Annotated in this window: 11 protein-coding genes; 9 read left to right on the forward strand and 2 right to left on the reverse strand. The window is 25.4% G+C overall.

Features of this window, described 5'->3' with window-relative positions; translation table 11 throughout:
• The first annotated feature begins 9 nt into the window (after window positions 1–9).
• From GIL12_RS00880 to GIL12_RS10155, 4 genes are all read left to right on the forward strand, one after another.
• Window positions 10–3,099 carry a type I restriction endonuclease subunit R gene (locus GIL12_RS00880; protein WP_163468171.1) on the forward strand — a complete coding sequence of 1,030 codons (3,090 nt, stop codon included), beginning with the start codon at window positions 10–12 and terminating at the stop codon, window positions 3,097–3,099.
• 317 nt (window positions 3,100–3,416) lie between these two features.
• A complete protein-coding gene (locus GIL12_RS00885; RefSeq protein WP_163468173.1) occupies window positions 3,417–5,093 on the forward strand; it encodes a hypothetical protein in 1,677 nt (558 codons plus the stop codon).
• An 11-nt stretch (window positions 5,094–5,104) separates the two neighbouring features.
• Entirely contained in the window at window positions 5,105–6,475 is a 1,371-nt protein-coding gene (locus tag GIL12_RS00890; RefSeq protein ID WP_163468175.1) for a hypothetical protein, read from the forward strand.
• Between the two features lie 433 nt (window positions 6,476–6,908).
• Window positions 6,909–7,040 carry a hypothetical protein gene (locus GIL12_RS10155; RefSeq protein ID WP_255461003.1) on the forward strand — a complete coding sequence of 44 codons (132 nt, stop codon included), beginning with the start codon at window positions 6,909–6,911 and terminating at the stop codon, window positions 7,038–7,040.
• Window positions 7,041–7,288: 248 nt separating this feature from the next.
• Here GIL12_RS10155 and rmuC read toward each other — a convergent pair whose 3' ends face one another.
• Window positions 7,289–7,918: a DNA recombination protein RmuC gene (rmuC, locus tag GIL12_RS00895; protein ID WP_163468210.1), complete on the reverse strand. Its 630-nt coding sequence runs from the start codon at window positions 7,916–7,918 to the stop codon at window positions 7,289–7,291.
• 9 nt (window positions 7,919–7,927) lie between these two features.
• Window positions 7,928–8,950 (reverse strand): hypothetical protein, encoded by a 1,023-nt coding sequence (locus GIL12_RS00900; RefSeq protein WP_163468177.1) that lies wholly within the window; start codon window positions 8,948–8,950, stop codon window positions 7,928–7,930.
• A 352-nt stretch (window positions 8,951–9,302) separates the two neighbouring features.
• Here GIL12_RS00900 and GIL12_RS00905 point away from each other — a divergent pair, with 352 nt between their 5' ends.
• The 5 genes from GIL12_RS00905 (at window position 9,303) to glpQ (ending at window position 19,933) form a co-directional block, all read left to right on the forward strand.
• The gene (locus GIL12_RS00905; protein ID WP_163468179.1) at window positions 9,303–10,925 is read left to right on the forward strand and encodes a hypothetical protein; all 1,623 of its coding nucleotides are present in this window, start codon (window positions 9,303–9,305) and stop codon (window positions 10,923–10,925) included.
• A complete protein-coding gene (locus GIL12_RS00910; RefSeq protein WP_163468180.1) occupies window positions 10,915–12,429 on the forward strand; it encodes a hypothetical protein in 1,515 nt (504 codons plus the stop codon). The genes GIL12_RS00905 and GIL12_RS00910 overlap by 11 nt, the downstream gene beginning before the upstream one ends.
• Window positions 12,422–13,429: a hypothetical protein gene (locus GIL12_RS00915; protein ID WP_163468183.1), complete on the forward strand. Its 1,008-nt coding sequence runs from the start codon at window positions 12,422–12,424 to the stop codon at window positions 13,427–13,429. Before GIL12_RS00910 ends, GIL12_RS00915 begins: the two co-directional genes overlap by 8 nt.
• Before the next feature lies 1 nt (window position 13,430).
• Entirely contained in the window at window positions 13,431–18,674 is a 5,244-nt protein-coding gene (locus GIL12_RS00920) for a DEAD/DEAH box helicase (RefSeq protein WP_163468185.1), read from the forward strand.
• A gap of 173 nt (window positions 18,675–18,847) precedes the next feature.
• Window positions 18,848–19,933, forward strand: coding sequence for a glycerophosphodiester phosphodiesterase (gene glpQ, locus GIL12_RS00925; RefSeq protein ID WP_163468187.1), 1,086 nt, complete (start codon window positions 18,848–18,850; stop codon window positions 19,931–19,933).
• Window positions 19,934–20,008 lie beyond the last annotated feature (75 nt).

Consider the following 20,008-nt stretch of genomic DNA (forward strand, 5'->3'; position numbering starts at 1 on the left):
AGAAATCTTATGAATTTTACAGAAAATCAATTGGAAGAAATATATATAGAACTTCTAGAAGATCTTGGATATGAACATAAAATTGGTAGTGAAATAGAAAAAGATCAAAGAGGAAGCTATCAGGAAGTATTGCTATTAGAAGAATTAAGGAATGCAATATATAGAATAAATAAAAATATATCAAAGGATTCTAAAGAAGAAGCTATAAAAAAGATAAGACATTTATCAAATCCAATTCTAATAGGTGCCAATGAAGAATTTCATAATATGATAACAAATGGAATAGATGTTCCTTTTAGAGATGAAGAGGGAAATGATAGGTATGATAAAGTATACATATTTGATTTTAATAATATAGTAAACAATTCATTTTTAGCAGTAAACCAATTTACTATAATTCAAAAAACAAATAGAAGACCAGATATAATCTTATTTGTAAATGGAATTCCTTTAGTTGTGATAGAGTTAAAATCTATGATAAATGAAGATGTAGGGATAAATACAGCATATAATCAAATTCAAAGATATAAAGATGAAATATCAGATTTATTTAAATATAATTCATTTATTGTTTTGAGTGATGGGATAAATGCTAAGGCAGGAACTATTTCTTCTAAATTAGAAAGATTTATGAGTTTTAGAAGTGTTGATGGGGAAGAGATTAGACCTAAAGATGAAATGATGATGGAAACTCTTACTCAAGGAATGCTAAGCAAAGAAAGAATTTTAGAGATAACAAAAGATTTTATTTTATTTATGAAATCTAAAAATGAAAGTATAAAAATATTAGCTCAATACCATCAGTTCTTTGCTGTAAAAAAAGCTTTACAAAATACAAAAAAAGCAAAGGAAAGTGGAGGTAAAATAGGTGTTGTCTGGCATACTCAAGGTTCTGGGAAATCATTGACAATGACATATTATACAGGGCAATTAATGAAAAAATTTAATAATCCTACAATAGTAGTAGTTACAGATAGAAATGATTTAGATAATCAATTATTTGATACTTTTTCCAAATGTAAAAGTTATTTAGTTGAAACTCCAAAACAAGCAGAAAATAAGGATGAATTAAGAGAATATTTAAATGTTCAAAGTGGGGGAATAATATTTACAACTATTCAAAAGTTTGCTCCTAAAAAGGATGAAGAGTTTATTGATATTATATCCAATAGAAAAGATATAGTAGTAATAGCTGATGAGGCACATCGTAGTCAATATGGCTTAGATGCAAAGGAAGATGAGAAGGGAAACATTACTTATGGTTATGCTAAGCATATTAGAGACGCTCTTCCTCAAGCTAATTATATTGGATTTACAGGAACACCTATAGATTTTGAAGATAGATCAACTGTTTCAGTTTTTGGAAACTATATTGATACTTATGATATGACTAGAGCAGTTGAAGATGGATCTACAGTTAAAATATACTATGAAAATAGATTTATAAAATTAAAATTTAATAGAGAATATTTGGATCATTTGGATACTGAGGTAAATGAAACAATAAAATATCTAGAGGAATATGATACAGAAAAGAAAAAAAGAGAATTTTCTAAATTAGAAGCCCTTAAGAGTAGTCCTTCTAGAATGAAAGAACTAGCTTTAGATATTGTTAATCACTGGGAGAAGAGAAGAAGTGTTGCCTTTGGAAAATGTATGATTGTTTGTATGTCTAGGAGAATATGTGTAGATCTATACAATGAAATTATAAAATTAAGGCCACAATGGCATAATGAAGATAAAGAAAAAGGTAAAATAAAAGTTGTTATGACAAATAATATTTCAAAGGACCCTATGGAATGGAAACAGCATTTTACAACAAAAGATGAAAGAAAAGATCTAGCAGAGAGAATGAAAGATATTGGTGATGAGCTTGAAATAGCAATTGTAAGAGATATGTGGCTAACTGGTTTTGATGTCCCTTGTATGAATACAATGTATATTGATAAAAGTATGGAAGGGCATAATTTAATGCAGGCTATAGCTAGAGTAAATAGGGTATTCAAAGATAAAGATAGTGGTTTAGTTGTTGATTATGCAGGAATAGCAGATAATCTAAAAAAAGCTTTAAATCAATATTCTGTTTCAGATAGAAAAACCACAGGAATAGATTTAAAAAAAGCAATAAGTGTTATGGAAGAATATTATGAGATTGTAAGAGATATTATGCATAAATATAATTATGAAAAATATGAAAGTAAAAAACCATCAGAAAGAGTAAGAGCTATTATAGGTGGAATGAATTATATTTTACAATTGGATATAGAAAAAGAAGGAATGGAAAAGGAATTTATTAAACAAGTTTCTGCTTTAGCAAAAGCACATGCTCTTTGTATATCAACTTCAAGAGGTAAAAAAATAAATGAAGAAGTAGCTTATTTTAAAGCTGTAAAAGCAACTCTTGTAAAGATAGAAAAACCTAAAAAAGAAAGAGAATTAACAGAGGATCAAATTAATAAAAAGATGGCAGATATTTTAGGAAATACAATTATTTCTGAAGAAGTTATAGATGTATATAAAGAATTAGGGATGAAAAATCCAAATATGTCTGTATTATCAGATGAATTTTTAGAAGAAATTAAATCAATGAAATATAAAAATTTAGCTGTAGAAATGTTGAAAAAATTAATAGAAGGAAAAATAAGAATCAGCTCAAAGAAAAATTTAGTTATGTCAGAAAAATTTTCAGATAGATTGAAAAATTCTATGGAATCTTATAAGAAAAAAGCTATAACAAGTTTTGAAGTAATGGAAGAATTAATAAAAATGGCAAAAGAATTTCAAAAAAAACAAGAAGAAGGAAATTCTTTAGGATTAACAGATGATGAGATAGCTTTTTATGATGCTTTAGCAACAGAAGATATCTTAGCTCAGTTAGAAGATTGTGAAATTTTAAAAACTATTGCAATAGAATTAACTAAATCAATAAAGAAAAATTTAAAAGTTGATTGGTATGAAAAAGTATCAGCTCAAGCATTAATGAGAAGGAATATAAAAAGATTACTTAGAAAATATAAATATCCACCAAAAGGGCAAAAGGAAGTTATAGAAACAGTGTTAAAACAGGCTAAATTAATGTGCCAAGAGATACCAGCTTAAAATCTATGAAATCCAGGAAAAGAATACCTGTTTTTGTAGTTTAATAATTTTTAAGTGTTTAATATTTTTAAGTTAAAGGATAAAAATCATTTACTTTTATATAAGAAAAGAGTAAAATAAAGAAGAAGAATGAAATTAAAAAAACAGGTGATAATAATGGAATTTTTTTTAAATTTTAAAATTATAAATTGTAACTTTAAGGATTATTTTTGCATAGTTTTTAAAGCTTGTTTTTTAATGTTAAATATGAATAAATAAAACTCCCTTTGTAAAAGGGAGTTTTTTTATACTAAAAATAATAAAATAAGGAGATAATTATGTTTGGAATAGGTAGAAGAAATGAAATGAAAAGCATTGAAAGAAAATCGAATTCTTGTGTTAGGGATATTGAAAATAATCTAAGAGATATTATGAGAAATTTAAACGAAACAATAGAAATATCTAAAGAAAGTAAATTGCCTGAAAATAATATTTTAAGTCAAAAAGAACAAATGATTTTAGATATAAAAAAAGGAAAAGAAATTTTAGAAAAGTATAAAGGTAAAATAAGAATAGAAGGATTAAACATAGCAAAAGAATTGGCTTTAGAGGATTTTAAAGTAGGAATATCAGAATGCGAAGAAATGGTTTATTCTATGAAGAATATGGAAGTTCCTCAATCAGAAGATATAAAAGATTATTTTCAAGAATATTCAGACAATTATGAAGCGGCAATGATTGGTGCAAAATTAGCAGCAGGTGTTGGATTAGCGGCTACAGGAGGAGCAGCTGTAGGAAGTAGTTTGGCCTTAGCAGGATTTGCAACTTTTGGAATAGTAGGGACTTCTCTTTTAGGAGTTGGGAGTGTTTTAGGAGGAATAGGAGCATTGGCAGCAGGTCCTGTTGGATGGATTGTTGGAGGAATAGGTCTTCTTGGATTTTTAGGAAGTGCTCCGTCAAAAGAGGAAATAGCAGATGCTAGACTAGAATTATATAAGATGGAAAATAAAAGATCACAAATTTATAAAAAATATATGGAAACACACAGGGTTCTTGGAAAAGCAAAGGGAGTAATAAAACTTTCTAAAAATTTTACAGATATAAGAGAAAGATTGACTTTTATTTTTAAATTAAAAAGAGAAAAAATGGAAAAACTTATTGAAGATAATTTAAAAGAAAATAGAATTATTTTAGAAGAAAAAGTAAAATCAGATATAAATACTGAAATTAATAAAGTGGCAAGTTATTTATACCAAACTTACAAAGAAAAAAAGAAATTTTTCTGTTTTAAAAGAAAAAAAACTATATGGGAATTAATTGAAAATTCAGAAAACATAAAGGAAAGTTATTTATATATAAATAAATATTTAAGATTGCCTAGAAAATATAAAAATCCTGAAAACAAATTAAGTTTTATATTAAGAGAAATAAATTTAAATGAGATTGAAATTATAGATAATTTTAATAAAAAGGATAGTTATGAAATATTTAAAGATAATTTTAAAGATTATTCAGAAGAGAAAATAGATAAGAATTTAAAAATTACAAGTTTAGAAGCAAAGAAGAAAATAAAAGAAGTTGTAGATTTTATGAAATTATTAAAAAATATAATAATAACACCAATGATTAATTTAGATGCTACTAATTTAGAAGTTTCAGAAGAAATATTAAAAATTTCTCAAAGCAATGATTTAGAATATAAAGAAAATTATGTTAGAGATTTTTTAAATTCAGAAGAAGTTAAAAGTTTATTAGAATTATTGTCCTTAAGCTTAAAATTTCAAGAAAAGGGTGAATTAAACAATCAAGATTTAAATATACTAAATAACAAAATCAAGAAAATCTATCCAGAATTAGTTACAAACAAAAAAATAAATAAAAAAGATTTAGATGAAATTTTAGAAGAAAAAGAGAAAAAATTAGAAAATGAAATTAAGAAAATTGAAAGTTTTAACCTTACAGAAGACCAATTAGAAAAAGTAGGATTTAATAAATTAAAAAAATTTATAGCTTAGAAAGGATGAATATGAAAATTTTAGATTTTTTAAGAAAAAAGAAAAAAGAAGAAAAAACTATAAAAATAAATGAGGTTTCTTTTATTGAGAGTAATATATCTGAAAATAATTTTGAAGCAAGTAGGCAAGCAACCATTGGAAGAGAAATGTTTCAGGAAATTGATATGAAAAGAAAAAATGTAGATATTGAAAAAAGCAAAGGTTGGTACACGGAGAGTGAAGGAACAGCAACTTTTAATATAAATGCTGCAAAACAAGGTAGCAAAGCAAGAGCAACTATGCTGGATTCTAAAGTTAGTTGTAATGAAAATAAAGTAAAGGCTAATAGTGGTTCTCCTTATGATATAAGAATAAGTGAGCCTGAAAAATCAAAGAAAGTGGATGTTCAATCTAAAATGTCTAACAACTATAAATCAGCAGCTAAATATCAAGATGAGGAAAAATATAAAGGTATGCAAAGATTAGTGGCAAAAGGGCAAAGAAAACTTATAAAAGAAAATAATAATTTAAATATTAGTGACGAAACAAGAGGGAACATAACTGAAGAAATAAAATATACTGATAGTTCTGGAAAAATTGTTAAGTCTGATAAAATATCTTTAGACTTAATGAAAAATAAAAGAAAATTAAAATCGAAGGTCTTTAAAAAAGAAGCAAAAGAAACAATGACTAGTTCTTTAAAGGCGGCAGAAAATTCAATAAAAATGGGTTTTTTGGTGAATATGTTTGATGATATTTTTGAGCAAAAAGAGATAGATTTAAAAAAAAATGCAAAATATAGTGTGGATATGGGAGTAAAAGCGTTTGCCTATACAGGAACAAAAGATTTGGTTGTTAATAAATTAAAATATATTTCGAAGAATTCGTTTTCTACAGTGGCGACTGCATTAAATCTAGGACCAGAACTAAAAAAAATTTATTTATTAAATGAAAGCAACACTCCTAAGGAAACAATTAAAGAGGAAATAGAAGCTCTCATTTTAAAAACAAGTGTTGGATTTTTAGGATGTCTAGGAACAGCTATTCCTTTCGGAGGAGGAGGCTTAGTAGCAATAAATTACATAGGGAATAAAATCATAGCTAAATATTTTTATTCGGAAATTTCTTTATATGTAAGAGAATTAAGAATGAAAAATAAAGAGCAAGAGAAACTTTTTAAGATGTTAAAGGATAAAAAAAAGGAGCAGGATAATCTAATTGATGAATTTTTAAATTTGGTAGATGATTGTTGTGCAAAAAGACAAGAGGTAACAAAAGAGCTTTTGCTAGATTCCAGTCGAGAAAATATATCTAAAGCTTCAGCTATATTAACTAATAAAAAAATTAAGTCAACTACTGATCAGGAAATAGATCTTTTATTTGAAGAAGAACTTATAATTTAAAAGATACTTAATCCAGGAAAAAAATACCTATTTTTGTACTAATAAAATGGAAAATTGTACATTTCATAGTGAAAACAAGTGTTATTTAACAGTTTTTTGAACTTTTTTAAAATTTTATTTTCGTAAATAATTTAAAATAAAAGGATTACAAATAGAAATATAGCCGTTTATATGGGCTTTTTAGAGGGAGAAAATAGACCTATGCAATCCTAGTATAAAGGTTAAAAAGCTCTTTATAATGGAAATCACAAGGTCTATTTTTAGCTAAAATCAATAATTTTTAGTATTGTAAAGATATTTAATTAATGGATTTGATTGAAAGGTGTTATGATGAATTTTTCAAGTAATTTCATTACATATTTTTAATAAATAAAGAAAATAAAATTATATTTAAGATAGTTTTATTAAAAATTTAAAAAAGGAGGTGAATAATATGCCACTAAAACCAGGACCTAAACCTATTGCACAATCTACAGGAAAAGTAGATCAAAGATACAGAGACAACAAAAATACTCCAGGAAACACAAAAGAATTAAAACCATCTAAAAGTACAAAGAAAAAATAGGTCTAACAACAAAAAGGATGCTGTATATCAGCATTCTTTTTGCGTATACATTTGGTCTAAATGTTAACTAATTTTAAAGTGCTGGAAAGATATTGGAATAACAAATGGTTTTTGAAATAATAAAAAGTCAAGTTTTTAACGTTAAAAACTTGACTTTTTATGTGATGAATATATTTTAGAAACCTTTAAATATTTTCAATTAGATTTTCCTTATCAAGTTTAACATCCTTAATTTTTTCAAAACGATTTCAAATTTTATTTGTAGTTGTTGCGATATCTTTAACATCTTTAGTAACATTATCTATATGTTTTGCTAAAGCTTCCCATCTAACTTTATATCTATTAAATTCTGTTCCAAGTCTGTTTAATTCTTGATAAATAATGCCAGAATATTTTTCTCTTTCTAAATTTTTAAGAACTACTTGCATTGTTGATAACACTGACATTAATGTTGTAGGAGAACATATCCACACTTTTTTATTTTGTGAATATTCAATTAAATCAGAATGATACGCATTTAATTCTGCAAATATAACTTCAGCTGGTAAGAACATAATAGCTTGATTAGATGTTTCTCCAGGAATGATATATTTATTAGCTATAGCATCTATATGATTTTTAATATCTTTTTTAAATGCTTTTTCAGAATCTAATTTTTCTGTTTTACTTAGTAATTTATCAGTCATTTTTTTATAATTTTCTAATGGGAATTTAGAATCAATGGCGATGGTTCCCACTGGCTCAGGTAAGAATAATACAGAATTAAAATTTGTTTTTAAATCTTCACTTAAAGCATCTTTAAATTTAGTAATACTTTTGTTTAAATTTTCTTTTAATTCAGCTGAATCTTTTAAAACTTTTTCATTTGTAGTATTTATTTTATTTAATCATTTCCATTCTTTTTTTGAAAGAAGACTTGCAATTATTTCTACAGTTGGCAATGTTTCTTTTTTATCAAGGCTATCTTTCAATATATCTTTTAAATCTTGAAAACGATGACCTTGAATTCCTCCAGGTGAAGTTTTTATATAGTTGGTTTTATAGAATTTATCAACTATTGTATATTCATATTCACAACTCCCTAAGTCCCAATCTAACTCTTTATAGGAATCAGTTATTATATTTTGTATTCTATTTGTTTCATCTTCATTTAAATCTTCACTTGATTTTAATATTTTTTGATTTTCAACAGTTACATTAACTCTTTTCTTTACTTTTCCAATACCAATTACTTTTTTGTCGTGGTATATTCCAATATATCCATGTTCTCCAACATTTCTAGAACTAGGCATATAGTAAATATTATATTTCATATTTAGATTATAACTATTTCCACATGGGATAATTCTTAATCTTGAGGCGTTGTCAGTTATTAGTCCTGAGCTTCTACAATATTCTTCATAGTCATCTATAATAGCTATTAAAGTTGTATCATATTCATTGATAGTATCTCTAAAAACTAAGACAATGTCTCTAAAAGTTGTATTGATTAAATTAATACTTTTATCCTTCTCTTTAATAATTTCAGTCAAATCTTTAAATTGCTCATGTTTCATTTTAGTTGGGCTAAGTGTTAAGAGAATTTTTTGATCTTCATTATTAAAACTATTTAAGTGATTTAATAATTGAGAATTCTTAAAATTTTTAGCACTATCCATTTTAGTTTCAATTACTATTTTGAAACTGTTTTGAGTTATGGAACCGTCAGGAATAGAATTGCCATTTTTTTTCTGTTGTTCAAAATTGATTAATTCTAAGTGAGAATTAAGTTCTTCTCCAAGTAATGAGTTAATAAAATCTATAAATTTATTTGAAGATTCATTATAAAGTCTAGAAAATAAAAGTAAAGTATTGTTTGTTGCTACATTTTCTTTCTGGTGATATCTTTGAAAATAGTGTATATTTGACATAGTTTCATCTCCTTTATATTTTGAGAACTCTTTCATAAGTATACTTCAATAAAATATAATTTCAAAATAAATTCCATGAAATTCAGGAAAGAACACATATTTTTGGATTTAAGTTTAATAAATCACAAAAAAGCTTTACATTTAAAGGGTAAAGGAGTAAAATAAAATTAAAAAAATAGGTGATTATAATGGAATTTTTTTCGAATTTTAAAATTATAAATTGTAACTTCAAAGGTTATTTTTTTATAGTTGTTAAAAATCCTTGTGATAGCACTATATATAAATATTTGGAAGAACTCTCTTTTTAAGGGAGTTCTATTTTTTTATTGTAAATATTAAAGAGGCGAAGATTATGGATGAAGCAAAGGAGTATAGCGAAGGAATAAAAACATATACAATTACAGCTGAAGAAGCTCAAAAAAAATATGGAAAAACAATTTCTTATGATAGACATAAATTTTTCTGTAAATATTGCGGAGAATATGTGACTTTTGTTAGAGAAAATAAAAAGAAACCTTATTTTAGACATAGAGACGAAAATGAAGATACTAGAGCATGTAATCTTAGAGCTGAAAAAAATGAAAATGTATCTCTTTATGAAAAATTAGGGCCATCTTTATATTTGGAAGAATTTAAAAATGATTTTTTTAAATTAAAAGTTGGATTTTCGGGAATAAGAGAGGAATTTAATGAAATTTTAGAGAAATATGATCCAGAAATAATTATAGAAAAAGGGAATAATGAAGTTAAATACTCGCTTAAGAACTTTAATAAAAATGAGATTAATTTTAAAAATTTAGAACCTAAATCTAAATATAGTATTTCTTATGAAGCTAAAGAAGGATTACCTAATATAATAAAAAAGAAATTTTTCAATAAATGGGGAGCTAAAATAGAAGGAATCATAGCAGAAGGAAGTCTATTTAACAAAAAAGGTAAGTATCATAGGAAGATAAGAGCCAATGATGAGGTCAGTTTATTTACAGATTACTATTTGGTTTCTAAATATCCTTATGAGTTACAGCAAATGGATGGAATTTTTTTAAAAAAAATAGGGCAGTTATCAATTGAAGAAAGAGCAGTAACTCCATACATAGTATATGATATTAGATTTGATAAAATAAAAGAAAGTGATGTAAGGAAAATTAGAGAGATATTAAAAGTAATACTTGTTGAAAAATTAGAAGAAATTTCTCTTGTTTGGCCTCCAGCCATTGAAAATGATAATATAATTTCAACTATAGAGGATAAAAGAAACCTATTTATTATAAAAAATAAAGAAGAAAGAACTAAAGTTTTTAAACATGAAGGGATTTCAGCTGTGTCTGTTCCCATTGAATATTTTAAAAATTGTTTCTTATTTCAAATAAGAGCTAGAGAAAAAGAGAATCAAATAACTATAAATGATGAATATGGTTCTATTTATTTAATTCTGAATAAATATTTAAAGGAAATAAATGGTTGTGAAAACTATCTTGAATGTTTTGATGAGAAAAATAATTTTTTAGAAAATGGAGATTATACTAAATTACCTTTTAATAAAAAAATTAGAGTAAAATCAGCTAGTAAAACAACAATTATACAACTCAAAAAAAATAACGAAATAATATCTTATAAAATAGATAGAGAAGATGGTGTGACAGTTAATGATATTGAATTTGGAGATAAAATATATCAAATTGATGGCATAGAAAAAAAATTATTATTGTCATTCATAAAAAATAATTTAAAAGATAAAGAAAAATATGATTATGATTTAATATATAGAAAAATTCATAAAGAAAATGGGGAAAAAGTAGAAGTTCCGATTTGGATTAGAAATATATTATATTTTATTCCTTGTGATACAAAGTTATATAATTTAATAAAAAAGTATACATATAGTAATAGAATACCTTTTAAAGTAATACTTATTTTAAAAATATTTTTTAATGGTGATATAAAAAAACTTAAGGAGATTAATTATGGAAAATAAAAATTTTGATATAAAATTTGAAAAAATTGCAGTTGAAAATTTAAAAGATATATTAGAAATAATAGGAAAGAATAAGTTAGAAAAAATAATTCAAGGAAATAAAAAAGATATTAAAAATGAACCTTTAATTAATGGATTTAGATTGGGCCATATGGATTTAAATCTAATAATTGATATCTTTTATTCTCAAATAAAATTAAAAAATCAAAATTTATTAAAAGAAATCATAAAAGAAATAATTCAAAGTATATTTATAGAAACAGAAAAAGAAATATTGAATTTAGAGAAAAATAAAAATTTTGAAGATAATTTTTATAAAATAATTATAGAATCTCCGTTTGTTGAAAATATATCTTTGTACTTAAAATTTTCAGATGAAAAGTATGATAAAAATATAGAGAAGAATTATAAAGAATATAGGCAAAAATTAAAGGAAAAAGAATTATACTTAAATTTAGAAGAAAAAAGAAAAGAAGTAAAATTAAAAGATAAAAAAATTAAAGAAATTGAAAAAGAACATAAAAGTAAAATTGCAAAATTAGAAAAAGATATCAAAACTTTAAATGATTCTTTAGAGAAAAATAAAGAAAATTTAGAGTTTTTAAAAATTAAAAATATAGAGTTAGAGTCAGATAATAAAAAAATTAAAGAGGAAAATAAATCATTAAATAAAAAAGTACTCAAGACCCAAATAAATGTAGATATTAAGAATTTAGAAGAAAAAAAATCTAACTTGGAAAAAACATTGAAATTTTTAAAAGATCAAGAAATAGAAGTAAAACAAGAAATAGAAATTTTAAAAAAAGATGAAGATAAGCTTATAGAAGATTTAGAGTTAAAAGAAAATAAAAAAGATGATTTATTAAGAAAAGAAAGGGAATTGAAGATAGAAAACAATAGATTGAAAGAAAGCATAGATACATTAAATCTTGAAATGGGAAATTTTTTAGATAAATTTAATAGTGTTTTTAAAAATAACACTAAGAATAAAAAAGATGATTCTTTAGATGAGGTCTTAGTTTATCAAGTAGAAGATAATTATAATATCAAATTATCAGATGAAGAATTATCCGATGAGATAAGAAATAAAAAAAATCTTATAGAAGATTTTATGTATGACTTTTCAGATAATTTAGAAAATGTGGGTTTAAAATATGATAATGTTTGGTTAGCAAGATATATTTATTCTATTTTATCAAGTGAAGAAATTCCATTATTTGTTGGCTATAGTGCTGTTGATATATCAAATGCTTTATCAAATACTGTATGTTCTAAAAATGCAGATATAATAAATATTCCCATGGGATTTAATAATTCTAAAGAGCTTATTAATATAGTTGAAAATTGTGAAAGTGAAGTAGTTGTAATTAATAATATTTTAAAAATAAAATATGCAAAGATATTTAATTTATTAAATATAATTTTTAAGAATGAAAACGATAAAACTTTTGAATATTTTTCAAAATTCACTTCAAAATTTCTTTTAGGTGATGAAAATGAATGATTTGATTTATGAGATTAATTCAGATTTAAAAATAAAAAAATTAGCTGATGAGGACGATACTAGCTTTAAAGCTAGAATCATATATTCAGCTATGTCATTTTGGGTAAGAAGATGTACTTTTGATGATAAAGGGATTTCTTCAAAACATATTACTTCAAGATGCTCTAAGGTTCTAGAAAATATAATAGAAAGTTATCCAGAAATAAAAGATTGGTTTTTTATAAATAAAAACAATGTAAATTATCCAATAATAAAAATAAGAAAGAGATTAATTGCTTCTAGTGAAATAAAATATATTAATTTTAAAAAGGAATTGAGAGAATCTAAGCATCAAGAATTAGAACTTATGAAAGGAAAATTTATTCGTGGATATTGTGAGAACAAAGGGCTTACAATAAGTAGCTTAGGATATTTTAAAGATATAAGGGAGATACAAGATGAAGAATTAGTTTTAGCTTTAAATTTTTACTATATAGATAGAATGCCAGCAAAAGAAAAGCTTAAAATGAAAATAAAAAATATAGAATGGAAAAATAGGAAAAAAAGTAATATAGAAGTTTTTAACAGCAGAAAAAGAAGTATATTATCTAATTCCTTTGAAGATAATTATAATCTTCAAGAAGGTGAGTTAAGTGTTTACAGAGAAGGAAGTTATGGTTATGAGTATGGATTTATAAAAAAAGAAGAGGGAGAATATTGGTTTTCTCCAATAGGAGATTATGAAAAGGAACAAAAGGAAGTAAGAAGATATCAATATGCATTAAGAGATATATATGGAAACAAAGAAAAAGTAAGATATAAGTTTATAAAAGAAAGTAATGCATATAGATTAAAATTATTTAGTAGGCTTCCAAACCAAGAAGAAAGTATTTTATTTTTATTAGGATGGCCATCTAAAAATATAGATGATTTTTGTAATTTGATTTTTCCTGGAGAAATTTGGAAATTGATAAAGGGAATAATTAAAAATTTAAACATTAATTTAATAGAGGAGAAATAACATGAATTATGGAATAGAAAATACGCATAGCGCACTAAAAAATAAGCTTGTAGACTACATAACTTCTCAATATTTAGGTGAAAACAGATTACTGTTAAAAGCTTGTAAGAAAGAAATTAACAAACCAGGAGTATTGTTTCAGAAACCATTTATAGAAGCAAATCCAGCCTATGAGACTAAAAAAAATGGAATAAGAGAATCTAAATCCATTCCTCAAGAAGTGAAAAATATTTTATTGGATATGATGGATAAAAGGTTAGGTGTTTTTGAAAATCCATTTTCTCATCAAATTGAAGCTTTGGAAAGTTTTTATAAAAAAAAGGATTTATTTATTACAACAGGTACAGGGTCTGGTAAAACAGAATGTTTTATGTGGCCAATGATAAGTTCAATTGTTTTAGAAGCTAAAAAAAATCCAAACTCTTGGGAGCAAAAAGGAGTAAGAGCTTTAATGCTTTATCCTATGAATGCTTTAGTATCTGATCAAATAGGCCGTTTAAGGAAAATGATAGGTGACCCTGAAGGGAAATTTAGAGAAATTTTCTATAAAAATATAGAAAATAAAGATTTAAGAATCCCAACATTTGGTATGTATACAGGAAGAACTCCTTATCCAGGTGAAGATAAAGAAAGCAAATCAAAAGAATTAGTAAAAACTATGGAAAAAGATTTAGTTGAAAGAGATGAAAAAATAATAAAAAAACTTATAGATATAGGGAAATACCCATCTAAAATAAATTTAAAGAATTTTGTAAATAATTTAAAGCTTAATAATCACATTACAGATGAAAATGACGCCGAATTAATTACGAGACAAGAAATGCAAAAGGAATGTCCTGATATTTTAATAACTAACTATTCAATGCTTGAATATATGCTTAGTAGACCAATAGAAAAAAATATTTGGGAAGAGACTAAGAGATGGTTAAATGAAGATAAAAATAATCAATTATTATTAATAATCGATGAAGCTCATATGTATAAGGGATCTTCAGGTGGTGAAGTATCGTATTTAATTAGAAGATTATTAAGTAAATTAAATATATCTCGAAAAAAAATAAGAGTCATATTGACTAGTGCTAGTATTCCTAAAGATGGGATAAAAAAAGTTGAAGAATTTGCATGTGATTTAACTGGAGAGGAAATAGAAAATAATAATTTTGAAATAATATATGGAAAGCAAGAAAAAATAAATGAAAAAGAAGGGAAAGAACTAGATTTCACAAAATTACTAGATTTTGATATAGATAGATTTCAGATGGAAGATTTTAAAAAACTTTTAGCAATAAACGATTTTATAAAACTAGGGGATATTAATGTAAAGGAATCTTTTTCCAATTATTCACAAGCTCAAGTTTTTTTATATGATTACTTAAACGATTTAAAACCTATGAAAAAAATAATGAAACTTTGCAGGGGGAATGCAGTTTCATTTGAAGAGCTAATAAAAAATATTTTTAAAGATGATAATAAAGAAGTAGCTGAAAGAAAATTAGAAATATTATTAAGTCTAGCTCCATTAGCTAAGAATAAAGAAAATCAAATTTTATTTCCAGCTAGATTACATATGATGTTTAGAGGTTTGCAAGGATTATATGCTTGTAGTAATCCTAATTGCGGGAATGATTCCAAATTAAATTTAGGAGAAATTTTTTTAAGTGAAAGAAAAGATATTTGCCCGAAATGTGGAAGTAAAATTTATGAAGTCGTTAATGATAGACATTGTGGAGCCCTGTTCTTAAAAGGTTATATGTATTTTAATGGGAAATATGAAAATTTCTTTTGGAATAAGTTAGGAGATCAATTTGATGGTAATGTGAAAGAAGTTCATATGTATGTCATCCCTAAAGAGAGCGATATAATAGGAAAGAAAGATATAAAAATAGGATGGCTGAATTCTTTAACTGGAAAATTTTATGAAAATGATAACTATAAAGATGAAAAAGGTTATCTTCATGTTGCTTATAATACAAAAGAATATAAAGGAAAGCCTAACATTAAAACTTTTTACAACTGTCCAAAATGTGGGAGAAGTCATTTAAACATTTCTGATTTTTTCACAAAGGGAAATGAGGCTTTTTATAATGTTACAGCAGAGCAATTACGTATTCAATCAGCAAATATTTTTGATGAGGAAAAATTAAAAAGATTTCCTAATGCTGGAAGAAAAGTATTATTATTTTCAGATAGTAGACAAAGAGCAGCAAAATTGGCAAAAGATTTAACAAGGGCAGCAGATGATGATGCTGTTAGAAAAATAATGGTTCTTGCAGTGAAAAAATTAAATGAATGGGCTGAAAAAAATGATGAAGAACCTAATATAGATTTGTTATATATTCCTTTTTTAGAGATAGCCTATAATAATAATTTACAATTATTTTATGGGGAAGAAAAAGAAAGATTTAAAGAAGATTTAAAAAGTATAGGAAATAAAATTAGAAGAGCAAAAAGGAAGAAAAGATCTTTAAAGTATAAAGATATAAAGGGTGATATTGATAATCCACCAGGTTTATATTATGAGCAGTTGTTAAAATTATTATGCAATAGTTATCACTCTTTGTCAGACATAGGTTTATGTTGGGTTGAGCCTTGTGAAGAAGCTGACAATTTTGAAGAATTTGAAGAGATTGAAGAAATTATAGAAAAGAAGGAAATAAATTTAGCTATGGAAGAATTTATAGATTTATTTTCAGCTTGGGCAAATTATATAATGAAAGATTCTTATTCTTTAGGAGAAAAGATAGATAATGAGATAAGAAGAAATATAAGATCTTTTTCCTTTGATAAATTTGGTGTATCAAAAAGTGATTTTAAACTTCCTAAATATCTAATAAAAATTTTAGAAATAGAAAGAAACTTTTTAGATAAAGATTTTAAGAAACTCAAAGAAATGTTTTTTATATTTTTAAAAAAAGGTGAAAAAGACTATTATTTGAAATTAAATAGGATAAAATTGTGTTATGATAAAAATCAAGATTGGTATATGTGTGAAAAATGTTCAGGGGTATTTCCAAAAAAAATTTTAGGCAGATGTGCTCATTGCGGATCTGAAAAAATTGAGAAAATAAAAGAAAAAGAATTTAGCAAATATAATTTTTGGAGAAAACCAGTAATAGATTATTGTGAGAATAATCCAAAAAAATTAATAACTAGCATAAATACAGAAGAACATACAGCTCAATTATCTCACAAGGATCAAAGAGAAAAAACATGGTCAACTACTGAAAATTATGAAATGAGATTTCAAGATGTTCAAATAGATGATGAGATGCCAGTGGATGTTTTAAGTTGTACAACTACTATGGAAGTAGGGATTGATATAGGATCTTTGACGGCTATTGGTTTGAGAAATATCCCACCAAGAAGAGAGAACTATCAGCAAAGGGCAGGTAGAGCAGGTAGAAGAAGTTCTGCTATTTCAACTATAGTTACTTTTGCAGAAAGTGGACCATACGATAACTATTATTTTAAGTATCCAAAAGAAATAATTTCAGGAAAGGTAAATGATCCTTGGATAGATACAGAAAATTTAAAATTAGCTATAAGACATATAAATATGGTTATTTTTTCAGAATATTTATCTAAAATAAATAAAAGTATGGATGATATTCCTATTTCAAAATTTTATAGTGACTATTATTTAGAATTTTCTAATTTTTTAACAGCTTTTGAAATTAAAAGTGAAAAGAAAAAAGTGTTAATTCCTAGAAAACTTGATTCAAAATTAAATTTAGAAACTTTAAAATATAATTTAAAAGAAAAGTTAGAAAAAATAAAAAAAGTTCCAAGAATAGAAAATGAAGGAAAAGTAAAAGGAAAATCTTTATTAGATATATTATTTGAAGAAAGTATATTACCAACATATTCTTTTCCTAAAAATGTAGTGGGATTTTATATAGAAGATAAAACTGGCAGTAAAATAATCCAAAAACCTGAGCGTTCTTTAGATATGGCAATAAGTGAATATGCTCCTGGAAGAGTAATTGTAGTAGATAAAAAAACATATAAATCAGGGGGAATATATAATAACTATTCAAAATATGTTAAAGGTTATTGTGATAATCCAGCCAAACAATTTTTTAATAATGAAGATTATTTAAAGGAGCTTTATTATTGTGAAGATTATTCTTGTGGATGGTTTGGATTAGAGCCGCCAAAAGGAAATGTATGTCCTTTTTGTGGAGAAAGTGTAAAAACTCATAGTTTATTAAAGCCTTGGGGATTTGCACCTTTAAATGGAGAGAGTATTAAAGAATCTCAAGCTGAAAATGTAGTTTCTTATGCAGAAGAACCTTGTTATTCATTAACCCCTGAAAAAGATGATTTTAAAAGTTTAAATTTTGAAAATATAAGAGTTGCTAAAAGACCAGATCAACCTTTAATTATATTGAATAAAGGTAAAAATTTAAAGGGATTTAATGTATGTAAAGATTGTGGAGCTGCTGTTCCAGGAGATGAAGAGTTTTATAAAGTAAAGAAACCTTTCAAAACAAAATTTAATAAATCATGCAATCATAGCAATTTTCAGAATGTATATTTAGGTCATAAATTTATGACTGATATGGTTGTATTTGAATTTAAAGTGGATAAGAGTATTATAAATTGTAAAGTAGAAAAAAATGGTGATCAGTGGCTTAAAAATTCAGCAATAACATTAGCTGAAGCAGTTATTCTTGCAGGAGCAAGAATATTAGGTGTTGAATTTAATGAGATTAAGAGTGGGAATAGAGTTAGAAACAAAGGGGATTTTGCTTTTATAGATATATTTTTATTTGATAGCTTATCTAGTGGAGCTGGGTATAGTTCTCAATTATTTAATTTGTCGGAAGAATTGTTTAATGAAGTTGAAAAATTGTTATCAGAGTGTACATGTAGTAAATCATGTCATAATTGCTTGGAACATTTTTGGAATCAAAATGTACAAAATAAACTTGATAGATATTCTGGATTAGATTTATTAAGATGGGGGAAAACAGGTTTTGTTAAGAAAAAATTAGATTTTAATATTCAAAGAGAAATATTTAAACCTTTAGAAAAATTATTAAATTTAGATAATTATGAAATTTTTTATGAAAATGAAAAGATAAAAATAAAGAAATTAGATAAAACGATAATTGTATTAGTCTATCCAGTAATGTTAAATGAAAAGAGTATAAAAAAGAATGATAATACAATTTTGTTATCTGATAATTTGATTAAGTATGCACTTCCAGAAGCCTTTAATAGGATCAAAAATATATTATAAATTCCATGAAATTCAGGAAAGAACAGCCAAAAACTTTTGTCAAGTTATAGGCTAAATATGTGCTTTAATGAATCTTTTAATTTTATTTCAGTGTAAAAAGTACTAAAATACTTGATATTTTACAAATAAAGGGGTAAGATTATGGGTGGAGTTAATAAAATAGGAGGGGAAATATGAAACTTAAAAAAACATTATTAGTTTTAGCACTATTTAGTAGTATTGGAGTAATTGCAAATGCAGTGACAGCATCTAGTGGGAAAGAAAATGATAGAATTATTATAGCTCATAGAGGTGCCTCAGGATATTTACCAGAACATACTCTAGAATCAAAGGCATTAGCCTTTGCCCAAGGAGCAGATTATTTAGAACAAGATTTAGCTATGACAAAGGATGATAGATTAGTTGTTATTCATGATCATTTTTTAGATGGATTAACAGATGTAGCTAAAAAATTTCCAGATAGAGCAAGGGAAGATGGACGTTATTATGTTGTTGATTTTACCTTAGCAGAAATTGAAACACTTGAAATGACAGAAAACTTTAAAACTGTAGATGGAAAACAAGTACAAGTATATCCAAATAGATTCCCAATGTGGAAATCCCATTTTAGAATCCATACTTTTGAAGATGAATTGGAATTTATTCAAGGATTGGAAAAATCAACAGGAAAAACTGTAGGGATTTATCCAGAAATAAAAGCTCCTTGGTTCCACCATCAAAATGGAAAGGATATTGCAAAGGCAACTTTAGAAGTATTAAAAAAATATGGTTATACAACTAAAGATAGCCCTGTTTATTTCCAAACATTTGATTACAATGAATTAAAACGTGTGAAAACAGAATTATTACCTGAAATGGGAATGGACTTAAAATTAGTTCAATTAGTTGCCTATACTGATTGGCATGAAACAGAGGAACAAAATGCAAAGGGTGAATGGGTAAATTATGATTATGACTGGATGTTTAAAAAAGGTGCAATGAAAGAAATATCTAAATATGCAGATGGAATTGGACCAGGATGGTATATGATGATAGATGAAGATAATTCAACTAAGGGTAATGTAAAATTAACTCCAATGGCTGGATATATAGAAGTTTCAGGAATGGAATGTCATCCTTATACAGTAAGAAAGGATGCATTACCAGATTTCTTTGATAATGTAAACCAAATGTATGAAACATTACTTTATAAAGCAAATGCAACAGGATTATTTACAGATTTCCCTGATTTAGGTGTTAAATACGTAGAAAGCAAATAGAAATATTAATAAAGGTATATGCTAATTAGCATATACCTTTTATTATCCATACAAGTATGTTTTAGCAGAATAAAT

It is taken from the genome of Fusobacterium sp. IOR10 (assembly GCF_010367435.1).
Classification (GTDB): Bacteria; Fusobacteriota; Fusobacteriia; order Fusobacteriales; family Fusobacteriaceae; genus Fusobacterium_B.